The 13,781-nt window shown below is 40.0% G+C and carries 16 protein-coding genes and 1 other annotated feature; of the genes, 5 read left to right on the top strand and 11 right to left on the bottom strand.

Annotated features, from left to right (window positions below; translation table 11 throughout):
• Positions 1-7 precede the first annotated feature (7 nt).
• The 6 genes from ABN702_RS09050 to ABN702_RS09025 all read right to left on the bottom strand — a co-directional run bounded on the left by ABN702_RS09050 (position 8) and on the right by ABN702_RS09025 (position 4,344).
• Complete coding sequence (locus ABN702_RS09050; RefSeq protein ID WP_417900369.1) at positions 8-607, bottom strand: response regulator; 600 nt, start codon at positions 605-607, stop codon at positions 8-10.
• Complete coding sequence (locus tag ABN702_RS09045; protein WP_417900368.1) at positions 604-1,740, bottom strand: histidine kinase; 1,137 nt, start codon at positions 1,738-1,740, stop codon at positions 604-606. The genes ABN702_RS09050 and ABN702_RS09045 overlap by 4 nt, the downstream gene beginning before the upstream one ends.
• 140 nt (positions 1,741-1,880) lie before the next feature.
• The gene (locus ABN702_RS09040; protein ID WP_417900367.1) at positions 1,881-2,039 is read right to left on the bottom strand and encodes a hypothetical protein; all 159 of its coding nucleotides are present in this window, start codon (positions 2,037-2,039) and stop codon (positions 1,881-1,883) included.
• Positions 2,040-2,047: 8 nt separating this feature from the next.
• Positions 2,048-2,488, bottom strand: a complete 441-nt coding sequence (locus tag ABN702_RS09035; RefSeq protein WP_417900366.1) for a hypothetical protein — start codon at positions 2,486-2,488, stop codon at positions 2,048-2,050.
• An 80-nt stretch (positions 2,489-2,568) separates the two neighbouring features.
• Positions 2,569-3,054, bottom strand: a complete 486-nt coding sequence (locus tag ABN702_RS09030) for a hypothetical protein (protein ID WP_417900365.1) — start codon at positions 3,052-3,054, stop codon at positions 2,569-2,571.
• A 123-nt stretch (positions 3,055-3,177) separates the two neighbouring features.
• The gene (locus ABN702_RS09025; RefSeq protein ID WP_417900364.1) at positions 3,178-4,344 is read right to left on the bottom strand and encodes a tetratricopeptide repeat protein; all 1,167 of its coding nucleotides are present in this window, start codon (positions 4,342-4,344) and stop codon (positions 3,178-3,180) included.
• A 335-nt stretch (positions 4,345-4,679) separates the two neighbouring features.
• Here ABN702_RS09025 and ABN702_RS09020 point away from each other — a divergent pair, with 335 nt between their 5' ends.
• The 3 genes from ABN702_RS09020 to cydS are packed head-to-tail and all read left to right on the top strand — an operon-like array spanning position 4,680 to position 7,155.
• A complete protein-coding gene (locus ABN702_RS09020) occupies positions 4,680-6,017 on the top strand; it encodes a cytochrome ubiquinol oxidase subunit I (RefSeq protein WP_417900363.1) in 1,338 nt (445 codons plus the stop codon).
• 13 nt (positions 6,018-6,030) lie between these two features.
• Positions 6,031-7,044 carry a cytochrome d ubiquinol oxidase subunit II gene (locus ABN702_RS09015; protein WP_417900362.1) on the top strand — a complete coding sequence of 338 codons (1,014 nt, stop codon included), beginning with the start codon at positions 6,031-6,033 and terminating at the stop codon, positions 7,042-7,044.
• 12 nt (positions 7,045-7,056) lie between these two features.
• Positions 7,057-7,155 (top strand): cytochrome bd oxidase small subunit CydS, encoded by a 99-nt coding sequence (gene cydS / locus ABN702_RS09010; protein WP_417900361.1) that lies wholly within the window; start codon positions 7,057-7,059, stop codon positions 7,153-7,155.
• A gap of 52 nt (positions 7,156-7,207) precedes the next feature.
• On the opposite strand, the gene ABN702_RS09005 is transcribed toward cydS, so the two are convergent.
• Genes ABN702_RS09005 through tyrS form a run of 3 tightly spaced genes read right to left on the bottom strand, consistent with a single transcriptional unit; the run spans position 7,208 to position 9,515 of the window.
• On the bottom strand, positions 7,208-7,567 hold the full coding sequence (locus ABN702_RS09005; RefSeq protein WP_417900868.1) for a glyoxalase superfamily protein: 360 nt from the start codon (positions 7,565-7,567) through the stop codon (positions 7,208-7,210).
• Positions 7,568-7,572: 5 nt separating this feature from the next.
• Positions 7,573-8,208: an NUDIX hydrolase gene (locus ABN702_RS09000; RefSeq protein ID WP_417900360.1), complete on the bottom strand. Its 636-nt coding sequence runs from the start codon at positions 8,206-8,208 to the stop codon at positions 7,573-7,575.
• A 59-nt stretch (positions 8,209-8,267) separates the two neighbouring features.
• Positions 8,268-9,515 (bottom strand): tyrosine--tRNA ligase, encoded by a 1,248-nt coding sequence (tyrS, locus tag ABN702_RS08995; protein ID WP_417900359.1) that lies wholly within the window; start codon positions 9,513-9,515, stop codon positions 8,268-8,270.
• Between the two features lie 45 nt (positions 9,516-9,560).
• Positions 9,561-9,771 (bottom strand) — a binding site (T-box leader).
• Between the two features lie 197 nt (positions 9,772-9,968).
• On the opposite strand from tyrS, the gene ABN702_RS08990 reads away from it, so the two are divergent.
• Together ABN702_RS08990 and ABN702_RS08985 are read left to right on the top strand one after the other, a co-directional pair.
• Complete coding sequence (locus ABN702_RS08990) at positions 9,969-10,712, top strand: hypothetical protein (protein ID WP_417900358.1); 744 nt, start codon at positions 9,969-9,971, stop codon at positions 10,710-10,712.
• Positions 10,713-10,726: 14 nt separating this feature from the next.
• Positions 10,727-11,593, top strand: a complete 867-nt coding sequence (locus ABN702_RS08985; RefSeq protein ID WP_417900357.1) for a DUF3307 domain-containing protein — start codon at positions 10,727-10,729, stop codon at positions 11,591-11,593.
• Positions 11,594-11,736: 143 nt separating this feature from the next.
• On the opposite strand, the gene ABN702_RS08980 is transcribed toward ABN702_RS08985, so the two are convergent.
• Positions 11,737-12,714 carry a ring-cleaving dioxygenase gene (locus ABN702_RS08980; protein ID WP_417900356.1) on the bottom strand — a complete coding sequence of 326 codons (978 nt, stop codon included), beginning with the start codon at positions 12,712-12,714 and terminating at the stop codon, positions 11,737-11,739.
• 184 nt (positions 12,715-12,898) lie between these two features.
• Positions 12,899-13,699, bottom strand: a complete 801-nt coding sequence (locus tag ABN702_RS08975) for an RDD family protein (RefSeq protein WP_417900355.1) — start codon at positions 13,697-13,699, stop codon at positions 12,899-12,901.
• Between the last annotated feature and the right edge of the window lie 82 nt (positions 13,700-13,781).

Below are 13,781 nucleotides of genomic sequence, written 5' to 3'. Positions count from 1 at the left end.
TATAATATTATTTGAACCATCCCTTTTCCTTGGATTGAGTAATGGCCTCAATTCTGTTTTTCACTTCGAGCTTATCGAGAATGGTAGAAATATAATTTCTTACCGTGCCGCTTTTGATGCTGAGCTCTTCTGCAATTTCCTGTGTATTCTTTCCATCTGCCACAAGCTCAAGTACCGCCTTTTCTCTATCGGTCAATGGGTTTTCCTCTCCATATACATCATCCATCAGCTCAGGAGCATAGACCCGTTTTCCCTCCATGATGCTGCGAATAGAGCTTGCAAGCTCTTCACTTGGACTATCTTTCAACAAATACCCTTTCACGCCGGCTTTTAATGCACGCTGGAAATAGCCGGTGCGGGCAAACGTTGTTAAAATGATGACTTTGCAATCCGTCCCCTTTAATTCTTCCGCTGCATCCAACCCCGTCTTCAAGGGCATTTCAATATCCATCATGCAAATATCCGGCTTGTATTGATTGTAAAGGGCAATGGCCTCCTCTCCGTTTCCGGCCATGCCCACCACTTCCATATCATCTTCCAAATCCAGCAATGAACCTAAAGCACCCAGCATCATTCTCTGATCCTCGGCTATTACAATACGAATCATACATACTCCCCCTTATCTCTTTGCATCACAACATTCGGTACTTTGATGAGAACGGTGGTCCCTTCTTCTGCTTCTATCTCCAGTGTACCATTCACAAACTCAAGTCGTTCCTTCATACCAGATATGCCGCTGCCTTTCAAAAGATCCTGTTCCTCTTTCATACCGATCCCATTATCTTTGATAGTTAGGCGCAGCTCTTTCCCTTTTTGCTCTATCTGAATATGACATTCGGTTGCCTTACTGTGTTTCACCACATTTGTAACAGATTCTTTTAGACACATACTTAATATATTTTCCAGAAACAGTGAGCTGTTTTTCAACGGAAGGTCATGATCACTCGTGCACGCAATTTCTGCTGCATCCAAGATTTGTCTTACGCGAACCATTTCTTCCTTCAGTCGAATTCCGCGCATCTGGGAGACCATTTTCCTCACTTCATTCAAAGCTGTTCTTGCGGTCTGCTGGACATCCTTCAGCTCATTTTTTGCCTGCTCGGGATTTTTATTGATTAGCTTCCGCGCCAAATCACTTTTAAGTCCAATAAGTGAAAGCTTTTGCCCTAAAGTATCGTGCAGGTCCCTTGCAATCCTCTGTCTCTCCTCTTGCTTCACCAGCTCGGAAATACGCTTGTTTGCAACATCCAGTTGTGCTTCCAGTCTGTCTTGCTTTCCTTTGTTGAAAAGATTAAAAGGTAAAAGGATAACGCTGATCCAGATAATTACGATAAACGGTAATTGAGTCAGGAATAGATCATCCCTTAATGCCAGGTTGATATTGATTGCAACGGTTGTTGCGACGAGATGAATAATATAAAGCGTGATAAATGCTATTCTATTTTTTATTTTCCCATTATAGTAAGCGATGTAAAAAGCGAAATAAATAAAATGAAAAACGATGGTCATGGTAATGGAAATGGCAATCAATATACAAGTCCAAAGATAGACCGGCCATTTTTTCGATAAAAACGCAAAACGGTAAGAGACAAAAAATAGGATAGTCAGGATGATTCCGATAATAACCTCAAGTGTAGAGGAGGATTGAAAGATGAAATAAAACGGCAGGATACTGAAAACACTCCATATATACGGGTTGATCCCAGATCCTTTTTGAAAAATCAAATATCTTTTTTGCATAATGTAAACCTCTTTTTTCTGTAGGGAAGTTTTGTCTTTCTGCTATTTTACCATATTTAATAGGAAAGTAATGTAAAAACATAGTTTTGTCGTACCAAAAAGAATGTACTTATTTCAAGTACATTCTAAATCATTTTTCTTCAAATCGTCCATTGATCATGAATGATTCCCACCACATACCATTTGTCATCAAGCTTTTCTATTACTACCCGGAGGCTCTTCCAATCCATCCCCTCATACTTCTCCTCGAATCCGGGAAAATGAAACTCTACGACCGTTGCACCCGGATAAACCTCCATGCTGTTATCTATGCTATTGCCATGACCAAGTCTCTTGTTAATGGATATTTCCTCTGCTTGTATATAGTCAGCATCATAGACAAACTTTTTATAGTATTCATGGAAGGACAACTCAATCGGGTCGCCTGTGCCATCATATTCCCCCATAGATAGATCTGCTGATTCTCTTTAAGGGCACCTACCTCACCCGCTGAAAACACGAGATTTTTTTCCACATCTATATAGCCATACGGGGTAAAGCGGACACCTTTGGTAGGATGGATCAGGTCTTTTAAAGCAGAAAAGTCTCTTTCTTTTAATAGCTTTACAGCAGCAAGGGCAGTATCCTCTGCGCTTAATTCCTTTTCCACAACAGGTTCAGGGGCTTCCATCTCTTTCATTTCTTTCATGGAACATCCTATGGAACTAATGCCTGCAATCAATATTAATAAAAGTGCCATCATTCTCATATTTCGTTCTCCTCCACATTCCATTTATTCTAAAGTATGGCCAAAATGGAAGCGCAAGAACAGGGGAGCCCCCATCTTTTTCAGTTCGATGGATTTTTCTCGAACTTTTTGTTGGTCATTACATATAAAGCAGCCATTCCATCGCTTGGACATCCATTCAGATGGTTGATGGGAAACAGGGAGAAAAAGACATAATAAAAGGAAAAGTAGGTGAACTGATATATTAGGATATTAGGCTCGAGAATCCCTTTCATAATCAATCCATTCAAAATTAGGATGGAGGCTATGTTAAACAAGGACCCTCCTAAATATACCAATGTTTTTTCCATTTTCCCTGCTCTATTACTGACTGAGATATATTCACACCAACCATCATAAAAGTAAAGCTTTCTAATTCTGAGGGAGCCAATTTTAAACAATACATTTCCAGTACCGATATGAACAATCACTTTGCCGCCAAATAATTTTGCAAAGAAAAAATGCCCTAATTCATGTAGGATGGTGACAGTTGGCAGAACAAAAAAGAAAGAGACAAAGAACTTCCAAAGATCATTAAATCCGAACATCTGCAACCACTCCTAAACCTGATTTTATTCAATTAAATAGAAGTCTTTTTCCCCTAAATGAATAGAAAAAAACACACCTTATTTAAAATGGTGTGTCATAGTGAAAAGTATCGGGCTTCAATATTATATGAGGGTGGTTTTATTCTTCCAAACTTTTAAACTTAATTCGTAATATTCACAGGCTGACTGGTATCTGTCAGACGATGTATAATATTTTGCCAAAATCTCAGCATATTTGGCTACATTATCTTTGTCTCCTGCTCTTGTAAAATAATCGATCACATAATTGGATATATATTTTTCGATTTCAGGATTCTTAGTTATTAAATATATGTGAACATTAAAATGTATAATATATTCCTCTATTTTATTTCTTTGGGCCAAAACCAAGCCCTCTTCCGCCCAGCCAAGAGCAAATTCAAATTGATTAAGCTTGTAATACTCTTTCACAAGGGTATTGATGGAAAACAAACTTCTATTTTCCTCCCTTTTAAGTTTAAGGGATTCCAAAAAATAATAGATTGCATCTTCTGAGTTCCCTAAGAAAGATTGCATACAGCCGAGATTATGCAAGGCCATGGATTCCAGATAGACATCCTTCAGGTCTACACCGATTTTTTTTGCATATAGATAGTTTTCCTCTGCCTTTTCCAATTGATGGACTTTATGATAGCTCAATCCAAGAATAACGTGGCACTCTGCTGATCTCCGGTTATAGTAAAGGGATTGATAAATTGTAAGCGCTTTTTCAGCATAGGTAATCGCTTCGAAGTAATCGGATGTTTTTTGGCTTGTCAATGCAATCTGATAAAATAGCTCCCCCCTATCTTCTTCGGATAATGAAAGTTTATTATGCATCTCCAAGGCCTGTTTTAAAGTGAATATGGATTGTAGGTTGTCATTTACCCGATAATAGTATATCCCGATCGTCTTCTTCCGAATATATTCGAAAAGGGTATTTTTGCTTGTCGGAAGGTCGGATATTTGATTATAAAGGCTGTCAATTACCTTCTTATCAAGGATTAATAGGGAATATTTCAGTTTTACGCATAAATATAGCAGCATTGTATCTTGATGCATGGTTTGATTTCTTATATTGTATTCCTCATTAATATAGTTCAGTTTTTTCCATGATTCTTTCGGGTCCTGTCTGACAGTACTCTCATAGCAGCTTAACAGTTTGTCCACAATATCCGATAGGTGTGAAGCGGGGATAATCCCTTGAGATATATTTTCCTGTGAGATGCCTTTTTTGTTCCGGTAGTAATCGATCATTTCTCCGTTTCTCAATGCCAACACCCTTTGTTTGAATTATAAGAATATTTTACCATCATTTTCTGTATTTATATACATTTTTCTGTGAAAATTTCCAATAAGGTGTACTTGTAGGGACGTTAGTACCATGTCTGTTTTTCTTGTTTGCCGGTCACAAATTCGTCGCTGTCCTGCCATAAAGTTGTCAAAAAGTGTGTGCTCTACCCTGTTTTGTTAAAAGGGAAAAGGGAATATACTTAAGAACATACAAGAACTTAAAACTTATATTGTGAAGTATTGAGCAAACTGTTGTATACTTTTGTTAAGAAATTATTATTGTTGGTTCTATCAGTGATAAAAGGAGTGAAATTATGTTTGGTTTAGAGTATGATCCGGTGATATACAGCAGAATTTTAACTGGTCTGACGCTTGCGGTCCACGTTATCTTCGCAACTGTCGGGGTGGGTGTTCCACTAATGATTGCTCTTGCGGAATGGATGGGCATCAAACGGAATGACGAACATTATCGCCTTCTAGCACGCAGGTGGGCCCGCGGATTTGTCATCACCGTTGCAGTGGGTGTTGTGACGGGTACGGCCATCGGCCTGCAATTAAGCCTTTTATGGCCGAATTTGATGCAGCTTGCAGGACATGTAATCAGTCTCCCGTTGTTCATGGAGACCTTCGCTTTCTTCTTTGAAGCTATTTTTCTAGGTATCTACTTATATACTTGGGATCGATTTAAAAAGAAAATCTATCATTTTATCTTGTTGATTCCTGTGGCTATTGGTGCCATGGCTTCTGGCTTCTTTATATCCACTGTCAACAGCTTCATGAATTCACCCAGTGGATTCGAAATCGAGAATGGTGTACTTACGAATATTAGTCCCTTGGGCGCAATGTTCAACCCGGCCACACCAACCAAAGTGGCACATGTGTTATCTTCAGCTTATTTGACGACAGCATTTGTTCTGGCGGGAATTGCCGCCATTGCGATTTTGCGTGGAAGAAATCATGTTTATCATAAAAAAGCACTGCATCTGACAATGACAGCTGCAGCCGTATTCGCCATTTCCACTGCGGTAATTGGGGATTTGTCCGGTAAATATCTAGCAGAATATCAGCCTGAAAAACTGGCTGCTGCCGAATGGCATTTTGAAACTTCGACTGAGGCACCTCTACTTATCGGCGGATATCTGACTGAGGACAACAAAGTCAAGTATGCACTTGAAATTCCATATGCCTTAAGTATCCTTGCGCATGGTGACCCAAGATCTGAGGTAATCGGACTCGAGGAATTTCCTGAAGAAGAGCTTCCGCCTATGGTCGTACACTACTTCTTTGACCTGATGGTTGGTATCGGAATGTTCCTGGCCCTTGTCTCTATCCTTTATGTTGTTATTGCCAAGGTTAAAAAATGGAATGAATGGAACAGGCCGCTACTTTGGGCAATAGCGGCAGGCTCCCCATTAGCATTGCTTGCCATTGAGATGGGCTGGTTCTTTGCGGAGCTAGGAAGACAGCCGTGGCTGCTTGTCGGATATATGACTGTTTCAGAAGGGGCTACCACATCCGAGCATGTCGATCTTATGCTGGTGCTGTTCATCATTCTTTATGCTGTACTTTGTACAACATGTATTATGGTACTAAGAAGAATGTTTAAAAATAATCCAGTCGAAAAAGAACTGCAAGACAAAGGCATGGAGTAAAGGAGGGGAAAATATGAGTTATGAAGTTGTAGGTATTACGGTTTTATGGACATTTCTATATGGATATTTGATTGTTGCTTCAATTGACTTTGGTGCCGGATTTTTCAGCTACTATTCTACTGTTACAAAGAAGGACCATCTCATTGATAAAGTGATTGTCCGTTACCTCTCTCCTGTTTGGGAGGTCACCAATGTGTTTCTTGTTTTCTTCTTTATAGGGATTGTCGGCTTCTTCCCTTCCACAGCCTATTATTACGGAACAACTTTGTTGATACCAGGTAGTATTGCGATTATCCTGTTGGCGATCCGTGGAAGTTATTATGCCTTCCATCACTATGGTGCAAAAGGCAGCAAATTTTATCAGCTTTTATATGGAGCTACCGGACTATTGATACCAGCAGCGCTTTCTGTTGTATTGACCATATCTGAAGGTGGATTCATCAGCCTTGCCGGTGATGTGGTAACATTGGATTATGGTGCTTTATTCTCAAGCTTCTATTCCTGGACGGTTGTCATTTTGGCACTGGTCAGTGTGCTATATATATCCGCTTATTTTCTTGCATTCTATGCAAAAACAGCCAAAGACGAAAAAGCTTTTGAAGTGTTGCGCAAATATGCGCTTAACTGGAGCCTTCCTACCATCCTGGCAAGTGTGCTCGTATTCTTCGCACTCAGCGACCACAATCCGAGCCACTTTGAAAGGATGCTGAATCTCTCCTGGATGTTCAGTCTTTCTTTCCTTTTCTTCCTTGGAGCGGTGTTTCTGATGTGGAAGAAGCAACGTCTTGGACTCTCTTTCATTTTTGTTATGCTTCAATTCGCTACAGCATTCTTTGGGTACGGGGCATCTCATATGCCATACCTCTTGTATCCATACTTGACGATCTATGACGGGTTTACAAATGAGTCAATGGCAATTGCCTTGATTACCGCTTTCATAGGTGGTCTATGCTTATTGATTCCATCACTTTATCTGTTAATGCGTCTCTTCCTATTTGATAATCAATATGTCCAAGGTAAAAAGTAAGGAGGTATTAAAATGGAGAATTTTTTAATTATGATCGCTCCCCCTCTTATCATTGTCGTGGCGATTGGTGTGTTGTTTCTGTGGGGAGCGGCAGGCAAAGAGAAGTATTAATAAAAGCAAAAAGCGCAGGCGTTCTGCGCTTTTTGCTTTTTATTAAAAATTTTTATTTGATTCTCTCGAAAAATACAATTCGATTGCCAAATGGGTCGCCTACGGAAATTTCCTTGGTTCCCCATGGTTTTTGCTCTAGGCCGGGTCTTGCGAATCGGTAGTTCTTTCCGATTAGCCCTTTGTGGTAGTCTTCAATAGAACTCGTTTCGATTCTTACCGCAGACCCCGGTGTGCTATCACCATGGTGTTCAGAAAGATGCAAAATACAGTCCCCCCTGGAAACCTCCATATACAATGGAAAATCCGGTTCGAAACGGTGCTCCCATTGTCTTTCAAAACCCAAAAAGTCCATATAGAATTCTTCTGCCTTTTCCACATCGAAAATACGTAGTATAGGGATTACCGCTTTCATTTCACTCATAGGGATTCCTCCTCCAATTTCATCTTTATAGCTGCAAAAGTCTCTAAATAAAAGTGGTCTTCATGCTGAACGAAATGTCCTTTGTTCACAGACTCTTTCCATTCTGCTCTTTCCCCGTTAGAAGCCATATTAAATCCTTCTGCCTCTACTTTATCTGTCGTTCCTTCCCATAGTCCAATCATATCATCCAACCTCACTTTTACCATCCCTGAAACTTCTTCAGGTTGCAAAAAGAAATCCTCCATTTCATACTTCCTGACTAGTAAAAATACATGTGCCAATTCACGGTCTATCAGTTCCTGATGAACGTTAGTGTATGGAATCACACCCAAAGGCATGAGATCTCCCATGGTTACATCGATTCCTATCTCTTCCTTCACTTCCCTGATCCCAGCCTCCACTGTCTCTGTAGCCAAAATATGTCCAGCCGCTGTTATATCCAGTAGATTCGGATAGTCCTTCTTTTGTTTGCTTCTGAGCTGGAAGTAGATGTATTCTCCCCCCTCTTCCCTGCTGACAAGCCAGAAATGAAACGTCTCATGCCAATAGCCTTTTTTATGTACCTCTTCTCTGGTCTCTACACCTACACAATTTCCACTTTCATCAAACACCCTTAGTTTTTCCGACTCCATCCTCCATGCCTCCGTTGCTGTCCTTTTCTTTATGCATCGAGCAGGTAAACCTGCTCGACCTATGAAATGATCACCTTTAAAAACTTCCTTTTCCCTACCTGTATGATAAAGTCCTTCTCGAAGCCTACAAGAAGATCAACCTCCATCACCTTTTCGCCATTGATTCTTATTCCACCATTCTGTATCATGCGGCGAGCCTCACTTTTAGAGCTTTGCAATTCCAATTGGACTAGCAGATCTATTATTGGTATTGACTTCTTGCCTTTCCATGTGATCTCAGGTATATCTTCCGGTATGGCTCCGCGTTGGAAAACAGTCTTAAAATGCTCTTCAGCAAAATTTGCCGCTTCTTCATTATGGTACATTCGCACAATAACTTTTCCAAGATGCATCTTCGCATCCCTTGGATGTAAGTCTCCTTTTTCCAGCTTCTCGGCTAATTCAGTCTTCTCTTCTTGCGACAGATCTGTTATCAGATTGAAGTACTTCAATGTTAACTCGTCAGGAATGCTCATGATTTTCCCGAACATCTCGTTAGGCTCTTCATCAACACCGATGTAATTATTCTTGGACTTAGACATTTTCTCCACTCCATCCAAGCCTTCCAATAAAGGCAGCATGATGACAACCTGCTTTTCTTTATCGAAATGGTCCTGAAGGTGTCTGCCCATCAGCACATTGAAATGCTGGTCCGTTCCGCCAAGCTCCACATCACTTTCCAGTTCAACAGAATCATAGCCTTGCATCAGCGGGTAGAAAAACTCATGAAGGGAAATCGGCTTTCCTGCCGCCAATCTTTCCGAAAAGTCATTTCTCTCCAACAATCGAGCAACTGTAATACTTGCAGATAAGTTTATCGTGTCCTCTAGGCCTAATTTGGAGAGCCAGCTTGAATTGTAGTATAGCTCCACTTTCTCCATATCCAGTACCTTGCTGAATTGTTCAAAGTATGTTTTTGCATTGTGCTTCACTTCTTCGTTGGTCAATTGCTTCCTTGCAGTCGATTTGCCGGTAGGGTCGCCGATCTTCCCCGTGAAATCGCCAATGATCAACTGAATGATGTGGCCATTCTCCTGAAACTGTTTCAGCTTATTCAGCACAACCGTATGTCCCAAATGTACGTCTGGAGCGGATGGGTCCAAACCGAGCTTGATTTTAAGCGGACGCCCTGTCATAAGTGACTTTCCGATTTTCTCTTTCATTTCATGTGCCGGTATAATTTCCGATACCCCATTTTGGTATATCGTGAATTGCCTCTCCATTTCTATTTGTTGCTCTTTCGACAGCTTATTTATCACAGTCCCCATCAACAATTCCTCCACCTATATAAAATAAAAAAACCACGCCCCTAAGAAAGGGACGTGGTTTACGCGGTACCACCCTTTGTTGAAGATTTCTCTTCCACTCAAACGAATAACGGTTCGGCCGTCTTCTGCTACTCTTAAGTTCACAAAAGAAGTTCAAGGAGGTAATTCGCCATTATCTTTGTACTGATTTTCACCTACCATCAGCTCTCTCTAACAGGGAGATAATACACTACTGGATTCCTATCAAAACTTATTGTTTAATTTTTATTTATTCTAATGGATATTCCAGATAAATACAACAAGAAATGAAGATTTTTTGATTATATCATCTATTTATCTTTGATTCGATTAATCTATCGAATTAATGTATAATTTGATTATATAGTCGAATTAATTTAAAATAATTGCATAAACTAGTAGAACGTATTGTTGGATGACGGAGGAGGACAGCTTATGAAAAGCCCGGTATCGGTGTTTATGATGGATGTAACGGATTCCAGCAGAAATTGGAAAGAAGTTTCCTCCTATTTGGAAGCGGTGGAAGCTTACATAAAACTTTGGACAAAAGGATTGCCGAATGTCCATGTCAAGCACCGTCTCGGTGATGAAATTGTCTGTATTTTTGACCATTATGCCACTGCTTATACAGTCGCATTTTATATAGGTCAAATCTGGAAGTTTACAAATCAGCCACCCTACTTCGGCATGTCTTTTGGGAATGTGGATGAAGATATTTCCGATATTGATATAGATAAGTGGAATCACCCTCTGATGAAACATGCCAGAATGGCAAATGAGAAAATCAAGCAGTCCACTAATCGGTCACCTATCCTTCTTTTTCCTGATTCGGATGCAATGTCCATCGCATCTGTGGAGATGAGCAACCTGCTGCTTGAATATCAAGGGAAACTAGTGGCTGAGCAAACGAAGCTTCAGCGTCTCATTTCGGGACTTTTTTCCGTATTGGATGAACAGAAAACGATAGCAAACCTATTAGGAAAGTCCCCTTCTACCATCTCAAGCCACTACAAGAAAGGAAATTGTGAGATAATACTTAAAACCTTGAATACCATACAAAACACCTTGAACAACCTGGAGGAGACACAATCCGGGACCTATCCTAGTAATATCACGAAAGAGCTGCAAAACACAATAAAGAATCATTTGAAACAGAACCTGGATATCATTACGAATTAGTTAGGAGCGGAACTATGATTGTTCTTAGCCTCATACTTGCACACCTTATAGCGGATTTTTACCTTCAGACGGAAAAGATGGTGAACGATAAAAAGAAGTTCCTGAAACTCCATCTATTCCATCACACGCTAGTCACCATCGTGACACTGTGCATCCTATATTATTTGCAGAATTTTTCAAATTTCATCGTGACCGTACTTTCTCCTACCTTATCAATCGTTATTTTCCATGCGCTGATTGATTTGGCCAAAATGCACCTGCAGGAAAAAGTAACTTTTATGAAGCAAAAAAATGGCTGGAATCTTGCCTTATTCGTAGCAGATCAAGTATTACACCTGTTTACTATTTTAGCAGTTTGCTATTTCTTCCTTGAGGTGAACCTTTATCACTTGTTTGATACTATTTTAGTAAACTTGCATTTGAAAGATGGAATGATTGTCGACAAATCATTGATAGACAGCATTCTTTTTATCATTATCATGTTTATTTTAATTACGTCGGTCACAGGTCACTTTATTAAGATTCTGCTTGGTTCCTTGACACGGCATCTCTCTCTCTTCGAAGGGAAATATACACTTCGTGATGTAGAAATAAGCGCCACAAGTCAAAAAAGATTATCCGAGGAGTATACATATATGGTAATGAAGCATCAGGACCTATCTCGGGGAAAAGTGATCGGCTATCTCGAGCGGTTGCTTGTAGTGGCACTCATCCTGATGGGCTCCTTCTCTGCGGTCGGATTTATCGTTGCCGCCAAATCCTTGACCCGTTTCAAGCAGATGGATGATCGTGACTGGGCGGAGTACTTTCTTCTTGGGACCTTGACCTCCTTCCTGTTTGCAATTGTATATGGGATTATTCTGAAAGTGGTATTTTGGTAGAGTTTTGATAGCTGTAAATCTACCGTATCTACCTAAGAGGATGGGTATAAAAAACGTTTCTAATTTTCTCCCATCCCTATCAAATTGCAAAAAAGATAAAAAAGTCCATTCTCCCTTTGAAAGGGGGATGGACTTTGTGTTATTTATTCTTTTTTAAAGTCGATAGTGCTTCTTACGGTATTTATAGGACGAACAAAACCTTCTATTTGTTCTCTTTTCGCTTCAAGGAAGGGAGGGAGAGACAATTTTTCTCCAAGTGTTTCATAAGGCTCATCACCCATGAATCCTGGACCGTCTGTCGCAAATTCAAATAATATTTGAGGTGCTACTCGAGCATATAAGGATTCAAAGAAATAACGGTTCACATGACCGGAAGTATGGAATCCAAAACTCTTCAGCCTTTGGTCCCACTCCTCGATAACAGAACGGTCCTCCACCCTGAATGCTACGTGGTGAACTGTACCATAGCCTTGCATTGCCTGAGGAAGATCCTTGTTATGTTCCACAATTATCTGAGCACCATTTCCACCCTCGCCAACTTCAAAAAGGTAGGTGGATCCTCTGTGTGATACTTGTTTAAAAAGTAACGCCTTTTCTAACACTTCTTTAAAGAAATCGAAGTTAGCCACTCTTATTGTTATAGGACCTAAACCTGTGATTGCATGCTCTAAAGGTACCGGCCCTTTTTGCCATGGAGTTCCTGAAGCGACACCTTTATTCTTTTCATCTGAAATCAATTGATATTGCTGATCGTCAAAGTCAACAAAATTCAGCACCTTTTTTCCGAACTGCTCTTCTACGCCTGAATGCTTCACCTTCAAGCGATCAAATCTATTTAACCAATAGTCGAGGGACGCATCTGTTGGTACTCGAAACGCAGTCCGGTATATTTCATTCGTACCATGAGAGCCTTTTTGTATTCCCGGGAAGTCAAAGAAAGTCATATCTGTCCCAGGACTCCCTTTATCATCGGCGAAAAAAAGATGATATGTCTGGATGTCATCCTGGTTTACAGTTTTCTTAACGAGTCTCATCCCTAATACATAAGTGAAAAATTCATAGTTCTTTTCAGCACTGCTCGTAATGGCAGTAACGTGGTGAATGCCTTTTAAACCATTCATTTATATTACCTCCTGTTTTGAGAATAATCTTTGCGAGTGAAAAAAATATATCTTGAATTCGAGATAAATATATCAAACCTATAAAATAAAGTCAAACTGATTACCTGAAAAACTCATGTAAGTTTAAAAAAGTCCAATTTCCCACAAGGAGAAATTGGACTAAGCAGATTGACAATATTTTATATTACAATTCAAACTCCCATTCATCCTTCAACAATAGATAAAGGACAAGCAATAAATTCTCTAGCTCCTCGTAGCCTGTTTCCCCAACCGTCATTCCGAGCTTTGGGGCTACAATTTCAGCAACCTGTCTGGTCAAAAGTATCCTCTCCTCAACAGAAAGCTGAAGGAAACGGTTTATATAGGTTTTCAAAAGCTTCCAATCTTTTTCGTTGAATCGTTTTAAATCGTATTCATTCAACAGTAGATTCTCGCGGGATAGTCCCCGGTTATGGATTTCTTTTTCAATTGCAGTCATTTTCTTTTTCTTCTTCCGTCTTTCGTGGACTACAATGGTACCTGCCACCAGGTCTCCAAGACGTTTATGCTTGGTGTGGAAGAAAATCATCAACATGCCTACCAGATAGTTCATCGGCAGGCTATCAATGATACGCAAGAGGTTGCGTATCAGGCTCGATAGAAGGGTAATGCTGTGACCATTTTCCTGGATTACTCGAATTCCCAGCATCTTCTTGCCTAGCGTACTTCCCCCTGAAAAATACTCAAATGCGAAGAAATAACCCCATCTGATGATGAAAATTAAAATGATTGCCGCCGCAACAAGGTAGGAAGGCATATTAGCGGAAAAGAAATCCATGAAAGTTCCATTGATCATGAATAACAATCCTATGATGATGAGAATATTGACGATCAACAGGATAATCTGATCAATGATAAACGCGGCTGCGCGGCTTCCAAGACCTGCAGATTGGAATTGTAAAGATACATATTCTGGTGTTTTTATGTCCACTTGCTCAGCGTTCAAAGGTATTACCTCATTTCATGGATAAATTTTACCAATAGTGTTTCTATTTATCTATAATATTACTATAATAAAGGTTAATAAC

Origin of the sequence: Bacillus haimaensis, from assembly GCF_048270625.1 — a bacterium.
Taxonomy (GTDB): domain Bacteria; phylum Bacillota; class Bacilli; order Bacillales; family Bacillaceae_I; genus Sutcliffiella_A; species Sutcliffiella_A haimaensis.
This window is presented reverse-complemented; position numbering and strand designations above follow the sequence as displayed.

Bases quoted from the DNA above. Each gene is read 5' to 3' on its own strand.
- ABN702_RS09050 (WP_417900369.1), bottom strand. From the start codon at position 607: ATGATTCGTATTGTAATAGCCGAGGATCAGAGAATGATGCTGGGTGCT.
- ABN702_RS09045 (WP_417900368.1), bottom strand. From the start codon at position 1,740: ATGCAAAAAAGATATTTGATTTTTCAAAAAGGATCTGGGATCAACCCG.
- ABN702_RS09040 (WP_417900367.1), bottom strand. From the start codon at position 2,039: ATGGAGGTTTATCCGGGTGCAACGGTCGTAGAGTTTCATTTTCCCGGA.
- ABN702_RS09035 (WP_417900366.1), bottom strand. From the start codon at position 2,488: ATGAGAATGATGGCACTTTTATTAATATTGATTGCAGGCATTAGTTCC.
- ABN702_RS09030 (WP_417900365.1), bottom strand. From the start codon at position 3,054: ATGTTCGGATTTAATGATCTTTGGAAGTTCTTTGTCTCTTTCTTTTTT.
- ABN702_RS09020 (WP_417900363.1), top strand. From the start codon at position 4,680: ATGTTTGGTTTAGAGTATGATCCGGTGATATACAGCAGAATTTTAACT.
- ABN702_RS09015 (WP_417900362.1), top strand. From the start codon at position 6,031: ATGAGTTATGAAGTTGTAGGTATTACGGTTTTATGGACATTTCTATAT.
- cydS (WP_417900361.1), top strand. From the start codon at position 7,057: ATGGAGAATTTTTTAATTATGATCGCTCCCCCTCTTATCATTGTCGTG.
- ABN702_RS09005 (WP_417900868.1), bottom strand. From the start codon at position 7,567: ATGAAAGCGGTAATCCCTATACTACGTATTTTCGATGTGGAAAAGGCA.
- ABN702_RS09000 (WP_417900360.1), bottom strand. From the start codon at position 8,208: ATGGAGTCGGAAAAACTAAGGGTGTTTGATGAAAGTGGAAATTGTGTA.
- tyrS (WP_417900359.1), bottom strand. From the start codon at position 9,515: ATGGGGACTGTGATAAATAAGCTGTCGAAAGAGCAACAAATAGAAATG.
- ABN702_RS08990 (WP_417900358.1), top strand. From the start codon at position 9,969: ATGAAAAGCCCGGTATCGGTGTTTATGATGGATGTAACGGATTCCAGC.
- ABN702_RS08985 (WP_417900357.1), top strand. From the start codon at position 10,727: ATGATTGTTCTTAGCCTCATACTTGCACACCTTATAGCGGATTTTTAC.
- ABN702_RS08980 (WP_417900356.1), bottom strand. From the start codon at position 12,714: ATGAATGGTTTAAAAGGCATTCACCACGTTACTGCCATTACGAGCAGT.